This window comes from Cytobacillus sp. T106, from assembly GCF_040492155.1.
GTDB classification, from domain to species: Bacteria; Bacillota; Bacilli; order Bacillales; family Cytobacillaceae; genus Bacillus_AB; species Bacillus_AB infantis.
In genome coordinates, this window is sequence record NZ_JBEUMK010000001.1 from 484,490 (window position 1) to 507,877 (window position 23,388).

The 23,388-nt window shown below is 47.5% G+C and carries 25 protein-coding genes, 1 tRNA gene and 2 riboswitches; of the genes, 18 read left to right on the forward strand and 8 right to left on the reverse strand.

The genetic code is table 11. The features are described 5' to 3' along the window. Positions 1–15: 15 nt before the first annotated feature. Positions 16–1,080, forward strand: coding sequence for a class I SAM-dependent methyltransferase (locus ABU165_RS02380; RefSeq protein WP_318059531.1), 1,065 nt, complete (start codon positions 16–18; stop codon positions 1,078–1,080). Positions 1,081–1,200: 120 nt separating this feature from the next. Here ABU165_RS02380 and ABU165_RS02385 read toward each other — a convergent pair whose 3' ends face one another. Further along, entirely contained in the window at positions 1,201–1,446 is a 246-nt protein-coding gene (locus tag ABU165_RS02385; RefSeq protein WP_009794909.1) for a DUF2626 domain-containing protein, read from the reverse strand. Between the two features lie 84 nt (positions 1,447–1,530). Then, entirely contained in the window at positions 1,531–2,232 is a 702-nt protein-coding gene (locus tag ABU165_RS02390; protein WP_094767065.1) for a helix-turn-helix transcriptional regulator, read from the reverse strand. Positions 2,233–2,432: 200 nt separating this feature from the next. Here ABU165_RS02390 and ABU165_RS02395 point away from each other — a divergent pair, with 200 nt between their 5' ends. Next, the gene (locus tag ABU165_RS02395; protein WP_009794911.1) at positions 2,433–2,813 is read left to right on the forward strand and encodes a Spx/MgsR family RNA polymerase-binding regulatory protein; all 381 of its coding nucleotides are present in this window, start codon (positions 2,433–2,435) and stop codon (positions 2,811–2,813) included. 52 nt (positions 2,814–2,865) lie between these two features. Here the strand turns inward: ABU165_RS02395 and ABU165_RS02400 are convergent. Continuing rightward, a tRNA-Gln gene (locus ABU165_RS02400) sits at positions 2,866–2,937 on the reverse strand. 127 nt (positions 2,938–3,064) lie between these two features. On the opposite strand from ABU165_RS02400, the gene comGA reads away from it, so the two are divergent. From comGA to ABU165_RS02445, 9 genes are read left to right on the forward strand one after another with little or no spacing between them, the layout of a single operon-like run. Continuing rightward, on the forward strand, positions 3,065–4,132 hold the full coding sequence (gene comGA / locus ABU165_RS02405; RefSeq protein ID WP_253617984.1) for a competence type IV pilus ATPase ComGA: 1,068 nt from the start codon (positions 3,065–3,067) through the stop codon (positions 4,130–4,132). Continuing rightward, on the forward strand, positions 4,119–5,150 hold the full coding sequence (gene comGB / locus ABU165_RS02410) for a competence type IV pilus assembly protein ComGB (RefSeq protein WP_318059530.1): 1,032 nt from the start codon (positions 4,119–4,121) through the stop codon (positions 5,148–5,150). The genes comGA and comGB overlap by 14 nt, the downstream gene beginning before the upstream one ends. Then, positions 5,140–5,475 carry a competence type IV pilus major pilin ComGC gene (comGC, locus tag ABU165_RS02415; RefSeq protein WP_009794914.1) on the forward strand — a complete coding sequence of 112 codons (336 nt, stop codon included), beginning with the start codon at positions 5,140–5,142 and terminating at the stop codon, positions 5,473–5,475. Before comGB ends, comGC begins: the two co-directional genes overlap by 11 nt. After that, entirely contained in the window at positions 5,468–5,905 is a 438-nt protein-coding gene (gene comGD / locus ABU165_RS02420) for a competence type IV pilus minor pilin ComGD (protein WP_253617980.1), read from the forward strand. Before comGC ends, comGD begins: the two co-directional genes overlap by 8 nt. After that, a complete protein-coding gene (locus tag ABU165_RS02425; protein WP_253617977.1) occupies positions 5,892–6,212 on the forward strand; it encodes a hypothetical protein in 321 nt (106 codons plus the stop codon). The genes comGD and ABU165_RS02425 overlap by 14 nt, the downstream gene beginning before the upstream one ends. Continuing rightward, a complete protein-coding gene (comGF, locus tag ABU165_RS02430) occupies positions 6,157–6,639 on the forward strand; it encodes a competence type IV pilus minor pilin ComGF (RefSeq protein WP_022544181.1) in 483 nt (160 codons plus the stop codon). Before ABU165_RS02425 ends, comGF begins: the two co-directional genes overlap by 56 nt. Beyond that, positions 6,626–7,015, forward strand: a complete 390-nt coding sequence (gene comGG / locus ABU165_RS02435; protein WP_318059529.1) for a competence type IV pilus minor pilin ComGG — start codon at positions 6,626–6,628, stop codon at positions 7,013–7,015. The genes comGF and comGG overlap by 14 nt, the downstream gene beginning before the upstream one ends. Before the next feature lie 15 nt (positions 7,016–7,030). Next, positions 7,031–7,531: a shikimate kinase gene (locus tag ABU165_RS02440; protein WP_129612053.1), complete on the forward strand. Its 501-nt coding sequence runs from the start codon at positions 7,031–7,033 to the stop codon at positions 7,529–7,531. Between the two features lie 38 nt (positions 7,532–7,569). Then, positions 7,570–7,764: a YqzE family protein gene (locus ABU165_RS02445; protein WP_009794920.1), complete on the forward strand. Its 195-nt coding sequence runs from the start codon at positions 7,570–7,572 to the stop codon at positions 7,762–7,764. Positions 7,765–8,058: 294 nt separating this feature from the next. Here ABU165_RS02445 and ABU165_RS02450 read toward each other — a convergent pair whose 3' ends face one another. After that, positions 8,059–8,853, reverse strand: a complete 795-nt coding sequence (locus ABU165_RS02450) for a YqhG family protein (protein ID WP_094767071.1) — start codon at positions 8,851–8,853, stop codon at positions 8,059–8,061. Continuing rightward, positions 8,831–10,519, reverse strand: coding sequence for a DEAD/DEAH box helicase (locus tag ABU165_RS02455; RefSeq protein ID WP_129612052.1), 1,689 nt, complete (start codon positions 10,517–10,519; stop codon positions 8,831–8,833). The genes ABU165_RS02450 and ABU165_RS02455 overlap by 23 nt, the downstream gene beginning before the upstream one ends. A 244-nt stretch (positions 10,520–10,763) precedes the next feature. Continuing rightward, positions 10,764–10,851, forward strand: a riboswitch (glycine riboswitch). Between the two features lie 3 nt (positions 10,852–10,854). Then, a riboswitch (glycine riboswitch) is annotated at positions 10,855–10,931 on the forward strand. 117 nt (positions 10,932–11,048) lie between these two features. Between ABU165_RS02455 and gcvT the strand changes: the two genes are divergently transcribed. Genes gcvT through gcvPB form a run of 3 tightly spaced genes read left to right on the forward strand, consistent with a single transcriptional unit; the run spans position 11,049 to position 14,972 of the window. Further along, the gene (gcvT, locus tag ABU165_RS02460) at positions 11,049–12,155 is read left to right on the forward strand and encodes a glycine cleavage system aminomethyltransferase GcvT (protein ID WP_094767072.1); all 1,107 of its coding nucleotides are present in this window, start codon (positions 11,049–11,051) and stop codon (positions 12,153–12,155) included. A 14-nt stretch (positions 12,156–12,169) separates the two neighbouring features. Continuing rightward, positions 12,170–13,516: an aminomethyl-transferring glycine dehydrogenase subunit GcvPA gene (gcvPA, locus tag ABU165_RS02465; RefSeq protein ID WP_009794926.1), complete on the forward strand. Its 1,347-nt coding sequence runs from the start codon at positions 12,170–12,172 to the stop codon at positions 13,514–13,516. Then, complete coding sequence (gene gcvPB / locus ABU165_RS02470) at positions 13,509–14,972, forward strand: aminomethyl-transferring glycine dehydrogenase subunit GcvPB (RefSeq protein WP_009794927.1); 1,464 nt, start codon at positions 13,509–13,511, stop codon at positions 14,970–14,972. Before gcvPA ends, gcvPB begins: the two co-directional genes overlap by 8 nt. Before the next feature lie 226 nt (positions 14,973–15,198). On the opposite strand, the gene ABU165_RS02475 is transcribed toward gcvPB, so the two are convergent. Beyond that, the gene (locus ABU165_RS02475) at positions 15,199–15,582 is read right to left on the reverse strand and encodes a rhodanese-like domain-containing protein (RefSeq protein ID WP_094767073.1); all 384 of its coding nucleotides are present in this window, start codon (positions 15,580–15,582) and stop codon (positions 15,199–15,201) included. A gap of 240 nt (positions 15,583–15,822) precedes the next feature. On the opposite strand from ABU165_RS02475, the gene ABU165_RS02480 reads away from it, so the two are divergent. The 4 genes from ABU165_RS02480 to ABU165_RS02495 all read left to right on the forward strand — a co-directional run bounded on the left by ABU165_RS02480 (position 15,823) and on the right by ABU165_RS02495 (position 21,720). Then, positions 15,823–16,659, forward strand: coding sequence for a lipoate--protein ligase family protein (locus ABU165_RS02480; RefSeq protein ID WP_094767074.1), 837 nt, complete (start codon positions 15,823–15,825; stop codon positions 16,657–16,659). 356 nt (positions 16,660–17,015) lie between these two features. After that, entirely contained in the window at positions 17,016–19,565 is a 2,550-nt protein-coding gene (locus ABU165_RS02485; RefSeq protein WP_094767075.1) for a vitamin B12-dependent ribonucleotide reductase, read from the forward strand. 139 nt (positions 19,566–19,704) lie between these two features. After that, positions 19,705–20,730, forward strand: coding sequence for a spore photoproduct lyase (splB, locus tag ABU165_RS02490; RefSeq protein WP_009794932.1), 1,026 nt, complete (start codon positions 19,705–19,707; stop codon positions 20,728–20,730). A gap of 102 nt (positions 20,731–20,832) precedes the next feature. After that, positions 20,833–21,720: a patatin-like phospholipase family protein gene (locus tag ABU165_RS02495; RefSeq protein ID WP_224951492.1), complete on the forward strand. Its 888-nt coding sequence runs from the start codon at positions 20,833–20,835 to the stop codon at positions 21,718–21,720. An 89-nt stretch (positions 21,721–21,809) separates the two neighbouring features. Here ABU165_RS02495 and ABU165_RS02500 read toward each other — a convergent pair whose 3' ends face one another. After that, positions 21,810–22,190 (reverse strand): SA1362 family protein, encoded by a 381-nt coding sequence (locus ABU165_RS02500; RefSeq protein ID WP_009794934.1) that lies wholly within the window; start codon positions 22,188–22,190, stop codon positions 21,810–21,812. Positions 22,191–22,237: 47 nt separating this feature from the next. Further along, entirely contained in the window at positions 22,238–23,182 is a 945-nt protein-coding gene (locus ABU165_RS02505; protein WP_094767077.1) for a DUF1385 domain-containing protein, read from the reverse strand. Positions 23,183–23,388: the final 206 nt, after the last annotated feature.

The following is a 23,388-nucleotide window of genomic DNA, read 5'->3' on the forward strand; positions in this document are numbered from 1 at the left end:
AGGCGGGGATGAAGGGTGCTGGAACTTTTGACTGAAATCATCAGCCGCAGCCCATCGGGAAGGATAACGGCTGAGCAGTTTATGGATATCGCACTATACGACGAAAATAAAGGCTATTATATGGTACCCAAGCCGAAAATCGGGCGTAACGGGGATTTTATCACCACATCAAATATTTCTGATATATATGGAAGGGCGGTAGCCAAATGGTACTTCCGCCAAACGCAGGAGCGGGGACTCCCTTCCCGTGTCTGTGAAATCGGGGCAGGGGACGGCCGTTTTGCTTCAGCATTCATTGACGAGTGGAATAAACTGTCCGGGGATCCTGTCACATATTTTGTCAAAGAAGAAAGCCCATATCATAAAGGCCTGCAGTCTTCTCTTATAGGAGCCCGTGTGCAGCAGGTCGATTCTCTCGAGGAACTTAAGCCTTTTTGCGGTTTGATTTTTTCTAATGAATTATTCGATGCCCTGCCGGTCAGAGTGGTTGAAAAACAGCAGGGGCGTATGATGGAAGTTATGGTAGCAATGGAAAGCGGGGAGCTCAAGGAAGAAGCTGTTCCCCTTGGGGATCCTTCTGTGCTGTCCTACATAAGGGAAAACGGTTTAAAGCTAAAAGAAAATCAGCGACTGGAAATCCCTTTAAGGATGATTGGATTAATATCTTCCATTTCTGAAATGCTTCAGAAGGGGATTGTCCTGACTGTGGATTATGGATATACAGATGAAGAATTGATGGACCCTGCCAGGAAAAGAGGAAGCTTGAGGGGCTATTCCAATCACAGGCTGATCGATGACTTCTTGCGCAGCCCCGGCAAAATGGACATAACAAGCCATGTCCATTTCGATTCTTTTATCCGAGAGGGAGAGAAGTGGGACTTGAAATTTGAAGGGAAGTACAGGCAGGATGAATTCCTACTTTCCTGCGGCATCCTGGAGGATCTGCTAAATCATGACGATCCTGATCCCTTTTCTGCAGCCAGCAGGCGGAACCGGGCGATCAGGCAGCTGATCCTGCCTTCCGGGATGAGTGCTGCCTTTCATAGCATCGTGCAGACGAAAGGGCTGGGTGAAGGATAGAAAGAGTGCAAGTGCCTTGCTTCGTTAAGAAATGCAGCTGTGGACAGTAATCGGAGTTATATAATTTTACTTGAAATAAAAAAAGCGATGGGAATTCCATCGCTTTTTCTTTTGCGCACTTTAGTGCCCACCGGCTCCTGGGGTCATCATAAAAGTTGACCAGTAGGTGAAGCCAACAAAGAAAACGGTTAAATAAGCGCCAAAAATATAAATATACATACGTTCGGAAAGCTTTAAATAGCTTAGAAGCAGGAAAAATCCTGTTTGGCCGAAGAAGATTAGAGACGTTGTATACATGTCCCCCAAGAAGAACATGACAGCAAAAATGCCCGTCCAGAATCCCAATACTCTGTACATGCGATCCATATGTATCCCTCCTTTAAAGCAAGCAGTTCAATCACTACCATATTATAAAGTAATTCTTATTAAAAAGTAAACAACTCTTTGCTGTTACTTTGTAACCGCTGCATAGTATGAGCACGATTTACAGTTATTCATGATATTTTCCGTTTCAGCCAGTTCGGCAGAAGGAAAAAGTGCGCTGAGCATCCCTTGCAGGTATTCGAAGTGCATGTCGCACACATCTGCCGGATGTTTGGCTGCCACCTCTTTAAAAGGGCAGTTGTAAATTTGGAAGTATATTTTAGTTTTTTCCGGATTCATGCTGAACTCCGGGAAAAAACCGGCCGCCATGGCCGCACCCTTAAGCAAGAAGAATCTTTCGTCAAAAGAAAGGTCTTCCTCTTTTTTTTCCTGCCTGTTCAATTCTTGTATAAGGAGCTCCCTGCCAAAATTTCTTCCGGTCTCCTTCAGGGCTTTTTTGCCGGCATCACCGAGGCCCATCATTGATTCAATGCAGATTCTTGCAAGCAGCTGAAAATCCCGGAAAGGGAAATTCATCTGGATCAATTCATCGGAGAGCTTATAGTGCCTGCTTGGCCTTCCCCCTTTTCCCGTCTTGCCGGATTTGGAAACCAATAAACCGGCATCTTCCAATTTAGACAGATGCAGGCGGGCAACATTCGCATGAATGCTGAAGTTTTCAGCAATCTCCTGGACAGTGACGTCGCTGTGCTTCTTTGTTATGAACTGATAAATATGATAGCGGGTTGGATCTGCCAGCACATTTGTCACCTTTAACGTTTGATCCATTTCATCACCTCCACCGATCCAATTCCATTATAATACAGCGGCAGCAGAAACAGGTAAGGCAAAAATGAATGTTAGAAAAAAGTTCACAAAAAAGTATTAAATAAGGAGTGTAAAATACTGTACAAAGGTTATACAAATGATGTACAATTCATTTAACAACAAACTAACTAACTAAAAAACCAGAAAAGTGAGGGATAAAAATGAATGAACTGACTTTCTTCACGTACCCGAGCTGTACATCATGCCGAAAGACCAAAAGCTGGCTCAAGGCAAACTCAATCGACTTTTCAGAAAGGCATCTGTTCCGCGAAACTCCATCCAGCAAAGAACTGCTTGAGATCCTGTCTTTGACAACAGAAGGCCTTGATGAGGTTCTGGCCACTCGCAGCAGCACCTTTAAAAATCTGAACATTGATGTGAATGAACTCTCCCTGTCAGAGGTTGTCAAAATGATCGTGGAAGAGCCGAAGCTGCTGAGAAGGCCCATTCTGACTGACGGGAAAAAGCTGGTTGTCGGCTATAATCCCGATGCTTTAAAGGGGATTGCCAGCAGGAAAGAACCGCTGAAGCTTAGCAGCTGAACAGAAAAAGGGGAATCAGCCATGCTGATTCCCCTTTTTCTGCCTTCTGAAACTGGGCTAGCTGGATTCGAACCAACGCATGACGGAGTCAAAGTCCGTTGCCTTACCGCTTGGCTATAGCCCAATGCTGCTGTGTAAAAATAGTATATGGAAAAACGGAAGTCCTATGCAAAAAAAATAAAAATATCAGGAGGACATTTGCAGGAACTGTCGAAATAAGTATTATCCCAAAGAAAGGCGGTGTTATATGGTTGAGTAAAATTGAAAGATTGGCCGACAGTATCGTATGTGATGCGGTCAGGAGAAATGCCTCGGATATCCACATCCTCCCGCGCAGGCATGATACCCTGGTCCAGCTCAGGATCGCTGACAGGCTCTTATCGCGGCAGGTTCTGCCGACTGATGACTGTGAGAGGCTGATTGCCCATTTCAAGTTCTCTGCTTCAATGGATATCGGCGACCGCAGGCGCCCGCAAAGCGGCGCGTATTCACTGGAGATTGATCAGAAGCTGATTGGCCTCCGATTGTCCACCCTTCCTTCTTCCCATCATGAAAGCCTGGTCATCCGCATCCTTCCCCAGGAAGACAATATCCACATTTCAAAGATCTCTCTGTTTCCGGCTATGTCGAATAAGCTCCTGGCACTGCTGAAGCATGCCCATGGGCTGGTCCTGTTTACCGGGCCGACCGGCAGCGGAAAAACAACTACCCTTTATTCCCTCCTGCATGAAACTTCATCCTTATTCAAAAGAAATGTCATCACGCTTGAGGATCCGATCGAGAAGGACAGCGACCTCGTACTTCAGGTGCAGGTAAATGAAAAGGCGGGCGTGTCATATGCTTCAGGGCTGAAGGCCATCCTGAGGCATGATCCGGACATCATTATGGTCGGTGAGATACGCGATGCAGAGACAGCTGAAATTGCCGTACGGGCAGCGCTGACAGGACATCTTGTGCTGAGTACGATGCACACCAGGGATGCCAAGGGTGCTATATACCGGCTTGGTGAGTTCGGGGTAGGATGGCAGGAAATTGAGCAGACCCTGATAGCTGTAACAGCGCAGCGTCTCGTGGAGCTGTCATGCCCGTATTGCAGCGGTACCTGTCCGCCTCACTGCCGGGGTGCCGCTGCGGGAAAAAGGGCGAGTGTGTTTGAATTATTGACAGGCAAAGCCCTTTCTGCGGTCATGAAGGAGGCCAGAGGGGAAGGGAGCGTCTATCAGTATCCTACTCTGAAGAACGCCATTCTCAAAGGAATTGCGCTGGGGTATATTAAGGAGGCTGAAATGGATCGGTGGGTGTATAATGAGGACTCGTAAATGGACGCTGGACGAACAGGCGGGATTCCTGAAGAGGACAGGCGAACTTCTGCAGAGGGGCTACCCGCTCAGCGAAGCAATCGAATCCCTGGCCTATCATCTGCCTGATTACAGAAAAGCAGCAATTTCAGATAGTCTCAATGATTTAAAAGAGGGCCATCCTTTTTACCGGGTCCTCTCAAACCTCAATTTCAACCCCACTTTGATCGGCTATGTTTATTTTGCCGAGCAGCATGGCGGCCTTGCAGAAGCCTTTATAGACGGAAGCGCTATCATGGAGAAAAGAAGCAAGGAAATCAGCAGCCTGAGAAAAATCCTCTATTATCCGCTGTTTCTGATGTCAGCCACATCTATTCTATTTTTCTTTGTCCAGCAGACGCTTCTCCCCAGATTTACTTCGCTTTTTTCTTCCATGGATTTAGACACAAATCTCTTTACTGAAGCGGTAATGCTTGCAGGGACCCTGTTCCCCATTTTTGCTGTCCTTTTCGTTGCCCTCGCTGCAGCTTCATTATTGTATTATTCTTTCAGGTTCAGGCATCTTCCCCAGATGGACCAGAAACGGCTCCTTGCCATGCTCCCTGCAGCCGGCCCACTGCTCCGGCTGTTTTATACCCAGTATTTCACGGCCCAGCTTGGCTATCTGCTAGGAGGGGGGCTCTCAGTCTCTGAGGCTCTCCTCTTATTCCAGCGAAATCCCCAGCAGCCTTTTTACAGTGAATTGGGGGAATCCATAAAAATCAGGCTCAGAACCGGGGAGAAACTGGATGATATTTTGTCCGGCTTTGCTTTTTTCCAGGAAGATCTGTGCCAAATCATCCGCCATGGCGAGAGAAACGGCAAGCTTGGACAGGAGCTGAGGTTTTACAGCATCCACTGCATGGAGGCATTCGAGCAGAAGGTCACTTCAGGCCTCAAAATCGTCCAGCCAGTATTATTCTCCCTCATCGGCGCCCTCGTGATTTCCATGTATCTGGCCGTGATGCTCCCCATGTTTCATTTACTAAATGGTTTATAAAGGAGATGAAATAGTGAAAAACGAAAAAGGTTTTACCCTTATTGAAATGATGATCGTCCTGCTTGTCATTTCTGTCCTGCTCATCATAACCGTGCCGAATATCACCAAGCATAATTCCAAGATCAACAGCAAAGGCTGCGAGGCTTACATCAAGATGGTCCAGGCCCAGGTCCAGTCATATGAGATAGAGCATAAACAGTATCCTTCGGGAGTAGAGGAGCTTGTAAGCGAGGGATATTTAAAAGAAGGCGAAACATCCTGTCCGAACGGCAGCAGCATCTCTATCAGTGCGGATGGGGAGGTCACGCAGCTGAATAATGGCTAAAGGTGAAAGTGGATTCACGCTCGTTGAAACACTGCTTATCTTCTCAATTTTTCTTCTGGTCTCTTCTCTGGCTGCTGTTTATATCGTCCCTCAGGCAAGCCGGCTTGAAAGCAGGCTGTTTTTGTCTCAGCTTCAATCAGACCTCTTTTTCGCACAGCAATATGCGATTTCCCGCCAGGAGACCATTTCCTTTTATATATTTCCGGACGAAAACCGTTATATCGCCACCCCGCCCAATTCTGCCGCTATTATCGACAGAAGCTATGAGGAGGATATCGCCATATACGAAGATACAATGAAGTTATCCTTCCGTTTTCTCCCAAGCGGGAATGTAAGCAGCTTCGGTTCACTGTATGCCGAAGCCGGCGGGGAAACATACAGGATCACGTTTTTAATAGGGAAAGGAAGGTTTTATATTGTTAAAGAATAAAGGCTTCTTTCTTGCGGAGCTTATCCTCAGCCTGTCTGCCTGGCTCGTTTCTGCCTGTGTGCTGTTTCCGCTGTTCCTCCATGCCTCAGACCAGGCGGAGGAACACAGAAAAAGCTCTGAAGCGGTGCAGGCCTTATATGAATATCTTCAGATGAAAGCTGCGGGATCGGCCCATTCTGTGCTTCACCATGAAGCCTATCCCATAGAGGAGATGGAATTGGATGGACTGAGTGTGGAGGTTTGTGTTCACTATGAGAAAAAGAACGGGAAACACGAAAGAATTTGTGACATTTATTTTAAGGAATAATGGCTTTACGCTGGCTGAGATGCTCTTCGGCTTTAGCATCTTCCTCATCATTGCTTCACTGCTCCCTCTTTCGCTCAGATACCTGGCTGATGGGGAAGCATCGGAAATGAGGCTTCAAAGAATGGAATGGGAAATCTTTTCTGCACAGCTGAAAAAAGAGGTTCATATGAGCGTAAATATTGAAGTAAATGAAGGGCGGCTGACGCTTGCGGGGAGCGGTGAGTCTGTCAGCTTTGAAAGGTACGGCAGCAATCTAAGAAGGAGAGTCAACGGGCAAGGGCATGAAGTGGTTTTGCAGAATATCCAGGCGGCCTCGTTTTCCTTTCAGGGCAAGAGCCTTCTCGTAGAGGCGCAAAGCCGCAACGGGGAAAATTTTCACACAGTGATTGTGCCATTTATAGAGGTGAACCAGAATGCTCCGGAATGAAAAAGGGTTTGCTTTTCCTGTGTCTCTGAGCATTCTTCTGGCTTCCTGCTTATCGCTTCTTATCCTGCTGGGGCAGAATGTGTCAGAAGCAGAATTGCTGAACGAAAAAGAACAAATCCTCAAACAGGATTATTATTTGCTCAGCTCTGTCAAAAGGCTTGAGAGGCACCTGGCGGATGTGGAGGAGGATGAAACCCTCCAGCCTGGCAGCTTTATATTTAAAGAAGGGACTGTGACATATACAATGACAGAACTGGCGGGCTCTCTCTTCGAAATCTCCTTTACCCTGGCGATAGGATCCCGGAAACCGATTGTTTCATATGCGTTTTATGACAGAGACCGCGGAAAAATGATAAAATGGACAGAAAAAAAGTGAACGGAGATCCGCCTGATGAATACAATCTACTTAATCGGCTTTATGGGAGCGGGGAAGACCACTGTCGGCAGAGAGCTTTCCTGTGTTCTTGGGAAGCCTGCGGTTGATATGGATGAGGAAATAGAAAAGGAAGCAGGCATCAGCATCAAGGAGATGTTTGCCCAGAAAGGCGAGGAATATTTCCGTAAGCTGGAAACGCAAATGCTGAAGCGTTTGTCGGCAAGGGACATCATCGTCACTACAGGGGGAGGTGTCGTCTTAAGGAAGGAAAACCGCGACCTTCTAAAAAACACCGGGACTGTCCTGTTCCTGCATGCCTCTCCTGAGGAAACAATTAAAAGGCTTGCTGCTGATACGGCACGTCCGCTGCTCGAGGGCGGGCTTGAACAGAAAGTAAAAGTTCTCTATCAATCGAGGCTTCCATTGTATAAGGAAGCTGCCGACCATATTATTGAGACTGATGGGAGGACAATCGGTTCCATCACGGCAGAAGCGCAGCTGTGTTTGAAAAGCTGACGGCCGGGACATACTTTGACTAAAGAGAGGTGTGTCCGATGAAAACCAATGATTATGTGAAATATGTCACCCAGACTTTTGTGAAGTATATGGACCAGCCGAAGGATGAGCGGAAAAAACAGAAGGAAAGCCGCAAGGATGAAAAAGAGCCGTTCCTATTCAAATGGTTCGGAATCATCCCATATGCACTGCTGGCTGGGCTGAAAAAAGGTAAAGCGGCAAAACGGCAATAGAAAAAGGCGTTATGAGGAGCCTGGCCTGAGAAATAGGAGTGTATGGTCCAGTCCGGCGGCGGGGAGTATGATATGCCGGAAATAAAAAAAGAGAAGTGCGGGCCGGGCCTGCACTTCTCTTATTTTTTTCGGGAGATGAAGAAGTATATACTGGAAACTATCCAGGGGTGATGATAAGGAAGTACAGCCTTAAGATACTCCCTTATCTTGTACCAGCTTATGCTGCAGCAGGATAAGAGGAGCGGCGAATACCGGACAGGCATCGAAAATGTGTGAAAGCCATGCTGTTTCTGCCTAAACGGCCGTATCTGTCAGATAGAAAAGCCCGCCATTCACGATGCTGACATTGACTTTTGGCTCATATTGCTCCTGCAGGGCGGTTTTTTCATTTTCGTAGGTCTCGTTCCGTTCTTCCATATCTTCATAAAAATGTTCAAGCAGATCAAGATCCTTCTTCCATCGTTCCCTTGCCTCGTCAGCCCAGCCGTGCTCCTCTGAATCAATCTGCGACTTCAGGAATCCTTCGATCCTGCTGATGCCGCTCTTTGGCATGATCAGAGGCGACAATGTAAACGAATAGTCGGGGATCTTCGGTGTAAGCTGCAGCTGAAGCAGGCGGTCATGGAAGTTTTCAACCATTTGGCCATTGAGCAGCTGCAGACCGATCGATTTGAATACATCTCTTTTCCGGTCGCATTGATAAGAAATTTTTACATTCATGCAAAGCCACGGCCTTAAAGGCGTCTGCCTGCCCGGCGGGGAAGAATGCTGTTCGTACAGACGGATGTAGCCTGCAAGGCTCCGTGCTGATTGAAATATCTGATGCAGGCGCGGAGAACCGAAATGGATCGTTTCTCCCTTCAAGTCGGGAGGCGCAAGCTGCCGGTTAGTAATGAACGTCAGCTTCATCGGGTTCGGGATGCCTCCGGTTTTTTCAAGATAATGCCAGTAGAAAGGACGGTTCATCAGCTCTTTATCAAGCTCAATTGTCAGCTGGACTGTCATATAGCCGGGCCCCTCCTCAGTGATATCACAGCCGTTTGCGGTAAAATAGCGTGCCAGGAATTTACGTATTTCCTGCTGCTGCATGTGCGCCGCCCTCCTTCATTTCTTCAGCAAGCTGTATCATGCTATTCAAGTTCTCCATTTTGATTCTCATCTCTCCCTCTGAAGCCGATCTTCCAAAAATATCAGTCAGATGGTCCTCGATGCTTCCGAACTCAAGCTTGGCGAGGATATCATCAAGCTCCCCGATGACTTTTTCAAACAGATGAATCTTCTCATACAGCAATTTGAGAATATGTTCTTCAACAGTATCCTTGACTGCGAAATTATAAATCATCACATCTTTTTCCTGGCCCAAACGGTGGATCCTTCCGATTCTTTGTTCAAGGCGCATCGGATTCCATGGCAGGTCATAATTGATAATATGGTTGCAGAATTGGAGGTTGATCCCTTCACCTCCGGCCTCTGTCGCAATCAGGACCTGGACATTGTTCTTGAACAGCTCTCTCATCCAATCCTTCTTACCCCTTTTGAAACCGCCCCTGAAAGGGACAGAACTGATGCCGTGCTGCTTCAGGAACCATTGGAGGTAAAGCTGGGTCGCCCTGTATTCTGTGAAAACGATGACCTTATCGTCAATGCCTTTGATAAGCTCGAGCGCTTTTTCTGCTTTAGAATTTCTCTGAACCTTCTCCACTTTGCTGACCAGGAACTGAATCTGTTCCTGAAACATATCAGAAGGGGCCTCCTGCCTGGAAACCATATTGCGGAGCGTATAAAAGACTGCCTCCCGGCTGCTGCAGGCCTCGCGCTGCAGGGTCATGACGGAGAACTGGCTTGAATTGACCCAATCTCCTTCCCCTCTCAATTCTGTAACAGATTCGTACAGATCTCTTTCTTCCTTGGAAAATTCAATCGGGATGGTTTCTACATGCCGTTTTGTCCATTCAATCCCGGTATCAGCCCGCCTGTTCCGGATCATCACTTTATTGACCAGCTCTTTCAGGTGGGCATTGTCATCGAGCGAGCGTGAATCCTTCTTATATTTTTCATAAAAAGCTGTTTCATTACCCAGATGGCCAGGCTTCAAGAGAGAAACGAGGTTGAAAATCTCGCTTATCCTGTTCTGGATCGGTGTAGCAGTAAGGAGAAGGCAGAATTTCTTTTTCAGGCTCTGGACAAATTCATAGTTTTTCGTTTTGCTGTTTTTCAGCTTATGAGCTTCATCGATGATAATCAAATCATAATCAAGTGAAAAAATGATGTCGCGGTGCGGATTCCTTTTGGCTGTATCTATGGAAGATACCACCACATCGCACTGCTCCCACACATAAGCCTTGCGCTGGGCAACTGCCGGTATGTAGAATTTTGTGTTCAGCTCGATTTCCCACTGGGTGACAAGAGAGGCTGGAACCAGGATAAGGACTTTTTTCACGAGACCCCTAATCATATATTCTTTTAGTATCAGTCCCGCTTCAATTGTTTTTCCGAGCCCGACCTCATCGGCCAGTATCGCTTTTCCGTTCATATTCTCAACTACCTGCCTGGCAACTTCCAGCTGGTGGGGAAGCGGCGTCAGGTCCGGCAAGTGCCCCGGAGCCTGGAGGCCATTGAATTCGGGGATGATGGTATGCTGCTCGACCTCTGCAGCAAGTCTGTAAAGCTCCCAATTCCCCCAAGGTCCGTCATTGGATATTCTTGATAGAAACTCGGTTTGCCATGTAGAATCAAAATCGATCTGGACTGGCATGGTAAAACACTCCTTCGCTTGTAGTTAAGCCCCTCTTGGCAATGCCCCCGGGGAGTCCTGCGGGTAAAAAGAAGCGTCTCAAATTATATATTGCCCAATCTGAAATAGGATGGTAGGATGATAATAGCTTTGAATGTTTCGAAATTTGTCATTAAACAAATTTTGGCTCCGAACGGCCATCAGCAGCATGCTGCGGATTCTTCATTGAATAGTATGGCCATATTGGAAAAAATTATAAATGCGGATGAGAATAAGGGGAGAGACTGTGTATACAGCGCCGAAGGAGCAAGCATTCATGTGAATCTCTCAGGCAAAAGAACCCTTGTTGGACGCGGCTCTGGAGAGTGCTTCATTTAGGAAGCCACCAAAGGGGAAAACCGGTAAAGGTAAACTTTCAGGTGCCAGGACAGAGACCCTCGTTAGGAACGGGGGATTTCTCTGTCCTTTTTTCGTGCCCAAAACCTTCAGGCGTTCAAGCCTCATGGTTAGCAATCTTGTATTTATTATTTGGATCAAGGGGGACAAGTGAATGTCACAGCTAAAACGTACACCATTATATGAGGAATACCGGAAGCTTGGAGCAAAAACCATCGATTTTGGCGGCTGGGACCTGCCGGTGCAGTTCACTGGCATCAAAGATGAGCACGAAGCCGTAAGAACAAAAGCAGGCCTGTTTGATGTATCCCATATGGGAGAGATAGAAGTGAAAGGGCAAGCCAGCCAGGATTTTCTGCAAAAAATGATGACCAATGATATCTCCAAGCTCAAAAGCGGCGGTGCACAATATACCGCGATGTGCTATGAAAGCGGCGGCACTGTTGACGATTTGCTTGTGTATAAATTCGAGGATGATCACTATCTGCTGGTTGTCAATGCGGCAAACATAGAAAAGGATTATCAGTGGCTTGAAGATCATCTGATTGACGGCGCTGACATCAGGAATCTATCTGATCAGACTGCCCAGCTTGCTTTGCAGGGACCTGCAGCTGAAGGGATTCTCCAGAAGCTTGCAGGCGAAAAGGATCTAAGCGAAATTGGCTTTTTTAAATTCAGCAGTGACGTGGATCTGAATGGAAAGAAAGCGCTCGTTTCCCGCACCGGCTATACGGGCGAAGATGGATTCGAGATCTACTGCCATTCGGATGATGCCTCAAGCATCTGGAATGATATCCTTGAAGCCGGAAAAGAAGAAGGTGTGCTGCCTTGCGGGCTCGGCTGCCGCGACACCCTGAGGTTTGAAGCAAACCTTGCGCTGTACGGGCAGGAGCTGTCGCCAGACATTACCCCCCTTGAAGCCGGGATCGGTTTTGCTGTAAAGATTAATAAAGAAGCAGATTTCATCGGCAAGCCTGTCCTCAAGCAGCAAAAAGAAAATGGTGTGCCGAGAAAGCTGGTCGGGCTTGAAATGATTGACAGGGGAATCCCGCGCCACGGATATCCGGTGCTGGCGGATGGAGAGCAGGTCGGCGAAGTGACGACAGGCACACAATCACCGACCCTGAAGAAGAACATCGGCCTCGCCCTGATCAAGACCCAATATGCGGAGCTTGGCAATGAGGTAGAAGTTGAAATCCGTGGCAAACGGCTGAAAGCAGTTATAGCTGCCACACCTTTTTATAAAAGAGATAAGAAGTGACGGAGGGGAAAAACATGACGCATCGCTATCTGCCTATGACAGAAACAGACAAAAAGGAAATGCTTGAGAAGATCGGGGCAAGTTCGATTGATGAACTGTTCAGTGATATACCTGAAGCTGTCAGGTTTAAGGGAGAGTACAATATTAAACCGGCAAAGCCGGAAACGGCATTATTGAAGGAGCTTACCAAGCTGGCAGGAAAGAATGCCGACCTCAGGTCCAATTCATCCTTCCTCGGAGCCGGTGTCTATGATCATTATATGCCGGTGATTGTGGACCACGTCATTTCCCGCTCAGAATTCTATACGGCCTATACACCGTATCAGCCGGAGATTTCGCAGGGGGAGCTGCAGGCCATCTTTGAATTCCAGACGATGATCTGCGAACTGACTGGCATGGATGTAGCCAATTCTTCCATGTATGACGGCGGCACTGCCCTCGCTGAGGCAGCCATGCTTTCAGCTGGCCAGACGCGCCGCAAGAAAATCCTGATCTCCGAGGCTGTACATCCGGAATCGAAGGATGTTGTCAGAAGTTATGCAAAGGGGCAATATATTGAGGTTGTTGAAATTCCGCATAAGGACGGAATCACAGATATGGATGCGCTGAAAGAGCAGATGGACAGCGATACAGCTGCAGTCATTGTTCAATACCCTAACTTCTTCGGCCGCATAGAGCCGCTGAAAGAGCTTGAGGAAGTCATCCATGCCCAAAAATCCATGTTCGTTGTATCAAGCAATCCGCTTTCCTTGGGCGCATTAACGCCTCCAGGCAAGTTTGGCGCCGATATTGTGGCAGGGGATGCGCAGCCATTCGGGATCCCTACGGCATTCGGGGGACCTCATTGCGGTTATTTTGCCGTCACCTCCAAACTGATGAGAAAGGTGCCGGGCCGCCTTGTCGGGCAGACGATTGATGAAGAAGGCCGCCGCGGCTTCGTACTTACCCTTCAGGCAAGGGAACAGCATATCCGCCGTGATAAAGCGACTTCCAACATCTGCTCCAACCAGGCCTTGAATGCTCTTGCTGCATCTGTCGCCATGACAGCCCTTGGCAAAAAGGGAGTCAGGGATATTGCCGTCCAGAATATGCAGAAAGCCCGCTATGCCAGGGATCAGTTCAAGAAGGCCGGATTCGAGCTTGCCTTTGAAGGCCCGATCTTTAATGAATTTGTCGTAAAGCTGAATGCACCAGTCAAGGAGATCAATAAGAGCCTGCTCGATAAAGAAATCATCGGCGGCTATGATCTTGGCAGAAGCTATCGTTCACTGGAAAACCATATGCTGGTTGCCGTGACAGAGCTTCGCACGAAAGAAGAAATCGATACTTTTGTTAAAGAATTGGGGGATTACCATGCATAATCAAGACCAGCCGCTGATTTTTGAAATAAGCAAGCCGGGCCGCACAGGCTACAGCCTGCCGGAACTCGATGTACCTGAAGTGGATGTGGCTGAATTGCTGCCTGAAGGATACCTGCGTGAAGAAGAGCCTGAGCTTCCGGAAGTATCGGAATTGGACATCATGAGGCACTATACTGCTCTCTCAAAAAGGAATCATGGCGTGGATTCAGGTTTTTATCCGCTGGGATCATGCACAATGAAATACAATCCGAAGATCAATGAAAATGTAGCACGCTTTAACGGTTTTGCCCATATTCATCCCCTGCAGGAGGAAAGCTCTGTCCAGGGTGCATTGGAGCTGATGTATGACCTTCAGGAGCATTTGATTGAGATTACCGGAATGGACGAAGTGACGCTGCAGCCGGCAGCAGGTGCACACGGGGAATGGACAGGGCTGATGATGATCAGGGCTTTCCATGAATCCAATGGCGACACCGGCAGGACAAAGGTTATTGTCCCGGATTCAGCCCACGGGACAAATCCGGCATCAGCAACGGTCGCCGGCTTTGAAACCGTCACCGTTAAATCGAATGAGAACGGCCTAGTAGACCTTGAGGATCTGCGCCGGGTAGTCGGATCCGATACAGCTGCCCTGATGCTGACGAACCCGAACACGCTTGGACTGTTTGAAGAAAACATTCTTGAAATGGCAGAGATTGTGCATGGTGCCGGCGGCAAGCTTTATTATGACGGTGCCAACCTGAATGCGGTCCTTTCCAAAGCGCGCCCTGGAGATATGGGATTCGATGTTGTCCATCTGAATCTCCATAAAACATTCACAGGACCTCACGGAGGGGGAGGACCCGGGTCAGGTCCGGTCGGCGTCAAGAAAGACCTGATACCATATCTGCCTAAACCGATCGTTGCTAAGCGCGGTGAGGAATTTGTCCTTGATTATGACCGACCGCAATCGATTGGAAGGGTCAAACCGTATTATGGAAACTTCGGCATCAATGTGCGCGCTTATACTTATATCCGCACAATGGGGCCGGACGGCTTGAAAAATGTCACCGAATTCGCAGTCCTGAATGCGAATTATATGATGAGGCGCCTGGCGGAATACTACGATCTGCCATTCGACAGGCACTGCAAGCATGAGTTTGTACTCAGCGGCAAGCGCCAGAAAAAGCTTGGCGTCAGAACGCTTGACATTGCGAAGCGCCTGCTCGACTTCGGCTATCATCCGCCTACCATCTACTTCCCGCTGAATGTAGAAGAATGCATCATGATCGAGCCGACTGAAACAGAATCAAAAGAAACACTGGACAGCTTCATTGAAGCCATGATCCAGATTGCCAGGGAAGCGGAGGAAAATCCTGAAATCGTGCAGGAAGCGCCGCATACGACGGTCATCGGCCGCCTGGATGAGACCCTGGCTGCAAGAAAACCGGTCCTCCGGTATAAGAAAGAAGCTTAAGTTTCATGGCATTGAGGGGCGAAACACGGCATCAGCGCTGTGCTTCGCCCTATCTCTTTTGGCTTAGTATGTTCCCTGTTGATTTTGGGCACATTCGTGTGAAACTCTGTTTCTAACGCATATTTATTCTTGAAATGGAGTAATGCTTCATATGATCACACGGAAAAAGGGTCCCGCCTTAAGGCTGGACCCTTTCTTGCTCATGTATAGAAGGGAAGTGCTTCCCTTATTTCTTCGCTTTAATTTTGCCTGACCATTTTTTAAAGCCGCCCTGCAGCTGGTGGAGATCTTTATAGCCTCTGCGGTATAAAAACTGGGCTGCACGTCCGCTGCGCATCCCGCTTTGGCAGTACAGATACACAGGCTTGTCCGGACGGATTTCCTTCATGCGCATTTTCATCTGGGATAACGGGATATTTCTGGAGCCGAGGATGTGGCCGGCATCGAATTCATTCGGCTCCCGGACATCAATCAGCTGAGCCTTCCGGTATCCTGCGCGGAATTCATCCTCTGTCAGGGTCTTGACGACTTTGCGCTGATAGAGCCATGTAACGACAGAGTAGGTAACAAAGCCCCCGATAATGATTAAAAGAATATAAAGTGTATCCAATGTGACTTCTCCTTTCACGTATAGCTACGCCAGCTTTTATTATATAAGCCGGCAGGCATGTGAGTAAAGGAATTCCTGCAAAATTCACGTATTTCTCACGTTTTCGGATTTGCTGGAGACAAAGCGGGCGAGACGGTAAATTGAAATATTAGGCAAGGGCTGTTTGCTTTGTTTTTTCCGCCCATTTTGATAGACTAGAGAACATGTGCAAGACTCATAACATGAAAAAGAGGGTTACATATGCTAAAAGAAACTTGGAGATTTATTGATTCGGGATATGGTTCCCCATCTTTCAATATGGCTTTGGATGAGGCACTCCTCGAGTGGAACAGCGAGGGAAAGATCCCGCCTGTCATCCGCTTCTACGGATGGGAGCCGGCAACGCTTTCCATTGGCTATTTTCAAAAAGCGGAAAAGGAAATTGATATGGATGCAGTCAAAAAGCACGGGCTGGGGTTTGTCCGCCGTCCGACAGGCGGAAGGGGCGTCCTGCATGAACATGAGCTCACATACAGCGTCATCGTTTCAGAGGACCATCCTGAAATGCCGAAAACAGTCACAGAGGCCTACCGGGTGATTTCTGAAGGAATCCTTAAGGGATTCCACAATCTTGGAATGGATGCCTATTTTGCTGTTCCGAAGACAGCCGAGGAAAGGGAGTCGCTGAAGAACCCGCGTTCCTCCGTCTGCTTTGATGCACCAAGCTGGTATGAGCTTGTTGTTGAGGGAAGAAAGGTTGCCGGAAGCGCCCAGACAAGGCAGAAGGGTGTTATCCTCCAGCATGGATCCATCCTCCTCGACCTTGATGAAGATAAGCTTTTCAGCCTGTTCAAGTATCCGAATGACCGTGTGAAGGAAAGGATGCAGAGAGCGTTCAAAAGCAAAGCCGTTGCCATCAACGAGCTGAGCCGGGACAAAGTTACAATCGGGCAGGCCAAGGAAGCCTTCAGAAAGGGCTTTGAAGAAGGTCTTGACATTCATCTTGAACCTTATGAGCTTTCCGCCGAAGAAATGGAATATGTGAACAAAATTGCAAAAGACCGATATGAAAACGATGAATGGAACTTTAAAAGATAAAAAGCGGCCCTGTCGCTTTTTTTCTGTTTGATACAGAAAATGGCACACCCAGAATATGAATATTTTTCCAAGGGGTCCGTATATAAAACGCAAGCCCCGAAATTTGCCGAAAATAATCGTTTACTGTCATTAATCGGACAATATCTCTTCTTATCTCTGAAATCTAGTTTTTTCTGCGTTTGACAAAATCAAATTGATTTGACCTCCAATACAATATATAGTGGTGTCGAAAATATTTTATATACTATATATTGATTTTGAGGTTTTGGATATGATAACTTAAGGGTATTCAAAAAAACAAATAGAAGCTTGGCTTTCTATTATTAATAGAAAGATACATTGAAGGAGCTGTGTGTATGTCTGTCGTTCTAGGACAAAAAGCAAAAGTGAACATCGAACAATTAAACAAGGATATCCGCCTATTTCCCCAGGTGCATCCGATCACCCCTGATATGAAAATCACCCATAAAGGGGTTTCCCGTCTGGTCATGCTGGACCGCTATACTTTCAAGGATACAGAAAAGATTACTCTGGCGAACGGGGACTTCGTTGTCCTGACGGTCAAAGAAGATCCAAAATTCCCTGCCCGCGGCCTCGGCTTCATCCAGGAGATTGACTGGGAGAACAAGACAGCCAAAGTATTGGTGGAGGAAGAATTCCGCGGAGTACTGGATAATCCGGACGAACCGGTGATTACGAAATCGCTGGATGTGATTGAGAAGCCGCTTGAAATCTATTATGAGCAGATTGCAAAGCGCAATGCGACAGGCCTGGCAGCTGCAGAGGCAACAGAAGAGAAGCGCAAAGAATGGTTTGAGAAATTCTACCACGAGCTTGTGAGCCTGAACTTCATCCCTGCCGGAAGGGTGCTTTACGGTGCTGGCGCGGATACGGATGTTACTTACTTTAACTGCTATGTCATGCCGTTTGTACAGGATTCCCGGGAAGGGATTTCAGAGCATCGCAAGCAGGTAATGGAAATCATGAGCAGGGGCGGCGGCGTCGGAACAAACGGATCGACCTTAAGGCCGCGCAACACGCTGGCCCGCGGAGTGAACGGCAAATCTTCCGGTTCGGTTTCATGGCTTGATGATATTGCGAAACTGACTCATTTGGTTGAACAGGGCGGATCAAGGAGAGGTGCGCAAATGATCATGCTCACCGACTGGCATCCTGATATCATCGAATTCATCATCTCAAAAATGCAAAACCCGCGCATCCTCCGTTTCCTGCTGGAAAACACACAGGATGAAACAATCAAGCGCTATGCCAGTGAAAAGCTGAAGTTCACTCCGCTGACTGAGCAGGAGACCAATATGTATCAGGGAATCATCAACTATAAGCAAATCCCCGGTCTTGGCGGCTTCAGCGAGAAAATCATCAAGGATGCGGAAAATAAGCTTGCTGCCGGAGGCAATTATACTGTCCATAATCCTGAGTTCCTGACTGGCGCCAATATTTCCGTGTGCCTGACAAAGGATTTCATGGATGCCGTTGAAAAAGATGCAGAGTATGAGCTGCGCTTCCCTGATGTGGAGTCATATGATGCTGAAACGATGAAGATCTACAATGAAGAATGGCATAAAATCGGTGATGTCCGCGAATGGGAAAAGCTGGGCCACAAAGTGCGCACCTACCGCAAAATTAAGGCAAAAGAGCTTTGGAACCTGATCAATATCTGCGCAACTTATTCAGCGGAGCCAGGCATTTTCTTCATCGACAATGCGAATGATATGACAAATGCACAAGCCTACGGACAGAAGGTAGTAGCGACAAACCCTTGCGGAGAGCAGCCGCTGGCGCCTTACTCTGTCTGCAATCTCGCCGCTGTCAATCTTGCTGAAATGGCTGACAAGGAAAACAAAACGGTCGACTTTGAAAAGCTGGCCCGCACTGTAGAAGTTGGCGTCCGCATGCAGGATAACGTCATTGACGCGACACCATACTTCCTTGAAGAAAACAAAAAGCAGGCTCTGGGAGAGCGCCGTGTCGGACTTGGTGTAATGGGGCTGCATGATCTGCTGATTTACTGTGAAACAGAATACGGTTCAGAAAAAGGCAATGAACTGATCGACAAAGTATTTGAAACGATTGCTGTAACCGCATATAAAGCTTCAGTTGAGCTGGCAGGTGAAAAAGGCAGCTTCCCGTTTCTTACAGGGGCAACGGATGAAGAAACAAACAGGCTCCGCCAGAACTTCACAGAGACTGGATTTATGCAGAAAATGCCAGAAGATGTGAGACAGTCCATCCTTGAAAAAGGAATCCGCAATTCCCACCTGCTGACTGTAGCACCGACAGGATCCACAGGTACAATGGTCGGGGTGTCTACAGGGCTTGAGCCATACTTCTCCTTCTCTTATTTCAGGAGCGGCCGATTAGGGAAGTTCATTGAGGTGAAGGCAGATATCGTACAAGAGTATCTGGACCGCAACCCCGACGCAGATCCTGAGAACCTGCCGGAATGGTTTATTTCCGCTATGGAGCTTTCCCCTGAAGCGCATGCTGATGTTCAATGTGTCATCCAGCGCTGGATTGACAGTTCTATAAGCAAGACGGTCAATGCACCGAAGGGCTATAGCGTTGAACAGGTGGAAGGTGTGTATGAACGCCTGTACCGCGGCGGAGCGAAAGGCGGAACAGTATATGTCGACGGTTCCCGCGACTCGCAGGTCCTTACGCTGAAAGCGGAAGAAAACACCTTCGATGAGGAAGAAACGAAAGAGGAAAAGCCGAAGCAGCGTGTTGTGCTGGTTGACACAATCAGTGACCTCAGATCGACAGATGTAACCATCGGCTCTGAAGTAGGCAACACCTGCCCGGTATGCCGCCAAGGCAAGGTAAAAGAAATCGGCGGCTGCAATACCTGCACAAACTGTAATGCCCAATTGAAATGCGGCTTGTAAAATTTTCATAAACAGTAAAAAGAGGATGGAAAAATTTTTCCGTCCTCTTTTTTTTGGTTTTGCCCCAATAATGCTCATACTACAAAAAAGTGCCGGCGACATGCCTGAGCCAAGCAAACATAGAAACGGGGTTATAAAGATGAAACCATTCATGCCGCAGCTTGTGTATATAGAACCGAAAGCGCTTGAATATCCTTTGGGAAAGGAGCTGAAGGAGAAATTTGAGGAGCTAGGCATCGAAATCCGCGAAACCACTTCCCACAACCAGGTGCGCGGCATCCCGGGGAATAATGAGCTTCAGCAGTACCGGAATGCAAAATCGACACTCGTAGTAGGCATCAGGAGGACGCTCAAATTCGATACGTCCAAACCGTCAGCCGAGTATGCCATCCCGCTTGCAACAGGATGCATGGGGCATTGCCATTACTGCTATCTGCAGACAACCCTTGGGAGCAAGCCGTATATCCGCACATATGTAAACCTTGAGGATATCTTTGCTCAGGCTGAAAAATATATGGAGGAGCGGGCGCCTGAAGTCACCCGATTTGAAGCTGCCTGTACCTCGGATATTGTAGGGCTTGACCATTTGACGCACTCATTGAAAAAGACGATTGAATTCATCGGGGGGACAGAGTATGGAAGACTCCGCTTTGTGACTAAGTACCACCATGTCGACCATCTGCTTGATGCCAAGCATAATGGCAAGACAAGGTTCCGCTTCAGCGTCAATTCACGATATGTAATCAAGAATTTTGAACCGGGCACCTCCACTTTCGATGAACGGCTCGAAGCGGCCAGGAAGGTTGCAGGGGCGGGATATCCTTTAGGTTTTATCGTGGCGCCAATCTATCTTCATGAAAACTGGAAAGAAGGATATTATGAGCTTTTTGAAAGGCTGAAGCAGTCGCTGGATGGCATAGAGCTTAAAGATCTTACTTTTGAACTCATTCAGCACCGTTTCACTAAGCCTGCCAAGAAGGTCATAGAAAAACGCTATCCGAAAACAAAGCTTGAAATGGATGAAGAAAAGCGGAAATATAAGTGGGGCCGCTACGGGATAGGAAAATATGTATACCAGAACGATGAAGCAAAGGAAATGGAAGAAACCATCCGAAGTTATGTCCATTCCTTTTTTCCGGAAGCAGAAGTCCAGTATTTTACGTAACCTGATATTTTATCCTGAATAATTAATTTGTCCGCCGTACTATTTTTGCAGCTGCCCGATTAAAGATGTATCAAGCAGGTATCATCGACGGGGGTGGCTTGCATGTATATAGACGGCGTTTTTTCGGGCGGCGGCATTAAAGGCTTTGCGCTGATCGGTGCTTTGGAGGTCATTGAGCAGAAAGGATTCCGCTTTGAAAGGGTGGCCGGCACGAGCGCGGGCTCGATTGTTGCCGGACTTTCTGCTGCAGGATACACAAGCAGCGAAATGTTCGATCTGATGAATGAACTTGACTTGAAAAAGCTGCTGGATGCCAGGAGGACGCTGCTTCCATTTACGGCAGCTAAGTGGCTGCTCTTGTATTGGCGACTTGGATTGTACAAGGGAAACGAGTTGGAAAGGTGGATTGCAGAAAAGCTCGCTGCAAGGGGGATCCGTACATTTGGCGACCTCGCACCACAGAAGCTTAGAGTCATTGCATCAGATCTGACCAACGGCCGGCTTGTCGTCTTACCGGATGATTTAATGAGCTACGGGGTCGACCCTGGCCGATTCTCCGTAGCGAAGGCTATCCGGATGAGCTGCAGCCTGCCTTATTTTTTTGAACCGGTCAAACTGAAGTCTTATGAAGGAGAAACAAGTCTCTTAGTCGATGGGGGAGTGCTGAGCAATTTTCCGATGTGGCTCTTTGACAAGGAAAATGTCAAAAAGCTCCGGCCAGTACTTGGGATCAAGCTGAGCCATGATGTCTTGAACAGGGAGAAAAATAAAATCAATAATGCGATCCAGCTCTATGAGGCGCTCTTTGAGACAATGAAGGATGCCCATGATGCACGCTATATTTCCCGGAAGCATGCAAAGAATATCATTTTTGTTCCGACAGAGGGCATCGTTTCTACAGAATTTGGCCTTACCGCTGAAAGAAAAGAAGAGCTGCTGGAGCTCGGGAGGCGGTCAGCGAGGAAATTTTTTTCTCAATGGACCTATTGAGGGAATTAAAAAGCACTGCCCCATATTGGCAGTGCTTCCGCTGGCCGGCCATTTACAGCCAGCAGGAGTAATACTAATCTGCCCGGGCATCAAAGGGAGGCCCGGTTCTTTTTTTTGCCTTTTTTTCCGTCAATGACGGTTAAATGAGATGGAGACTTGCGGGCTTTTGTTTTCCTTAAGGATGTGAGCGAACCGACACTTGCCTTCCTGGTGCTGGCAGGTTCTTTCTGATATTTCCTTTTAGATTTCTTAGCTGCTTTAACAAATGCCTGCTGCTCTTTTTTCATAGGGCCAGCTTTGTAGAAACGGCGAAACAGAAAGTATACGGCAGCACCAATGAGGGCCATTACGGCTATACTCTGCAAAAAACCGGCAGGGTCGTTTACCAATCTGCCTGTTATTCCGATTATTGCGAGGCCGATGAGGCCGGCAACAATGTACAATGAAGTCCGGTTATTCAAAAAAGCCACCTCCCTATGAGCATGATGAGCATTTTCACTTGCTTTTAAACTATATTTTATACAATTTCTTCTGTTTTATTAGCGTCCTCGGTTTCCTTTTCCTTTTTTAGCAGTTCGTTAAACGAAAGAATGGCAACTTCTGTCTGTTTATCATCCGGTTCTTTGGTCGTCAGGAGCTGAAGCCAGAGTCCGGGAAGGCCGAGCCATTTCAGAACAGGCACATGCCTGACCTTATTCGTCAGCTGCAGGACCTCAAAGGAGATTCCGAGAACGACTGGAATCAGGGCAAGGCGGTTTAAAATCCTGACCCAAAGCGGATCGGTCGGCACAAACATATAAATGAAGACGCCGACAATGACGGTGAAGAGGATAAAGCTGCTGCCGCAGCGATAATGGAGCCTGGACTGCGCCTGCACATTTTCGACCGTCAGCTCCTTGCCGTTTTCAAAAGCATTTATTACTTTATGCTCTGCACCATGGTACTGAAACACCCGCCTGATGATCGGGGTCAATGAAACGAAATAAATATAGCCAAGCAGAAGGATGAGCTTGAAAAATCCTTCTACCAATACCTGGGAAAAATCACTCGAAAAAATCGGCTTTGTCAAGGCCGCCAGGAATACCGGAACAAGGGTGAAGATAAATTTCCCGAACAGGAATGAAATGACCCCTATGGCTGCCACGCCGAGCCACATGGTCAGCTTGGATGGCTCCTGTTCTTTTAAGGTATGATCCTCGCTTGGATCAAGATCAAATCTCTCTGTTGAGAAATTCAAGTGCTTCGAACCGTTCGCACTTGCTTCAATAATGGCTGCTATCCCTCTAAGGAAAGGGATTTTCTTGATCGTCCGGAGAGACGGATTGGACTTTCTCGGCAGATGGAAGTATTCAATAGATTCATCCTTCCTTCTGACTGCTGTGACATAATGATGCTTGCCGCCGAACATGACGCCTTCAACTACCGCCTGGCCGCCATAAACGGGCTTTTGGTCTTTAGACATATATGTAACACCAACCTATTGTGTACTGGGCCGAAACAGCATATTGAAAAAAGTGGATCGTGCCTGAAAGGCACTTTTTGCATAAGCTGAATGTACCTATATTTATTCTACTAAAAAACGGATAAAACCTCTAGAGCGGAGCGAAAGTAAGATTATTTCAGCCTCGCAGCCGATGAACCTTCAATTTTTGGTTTTGATGTAATTGA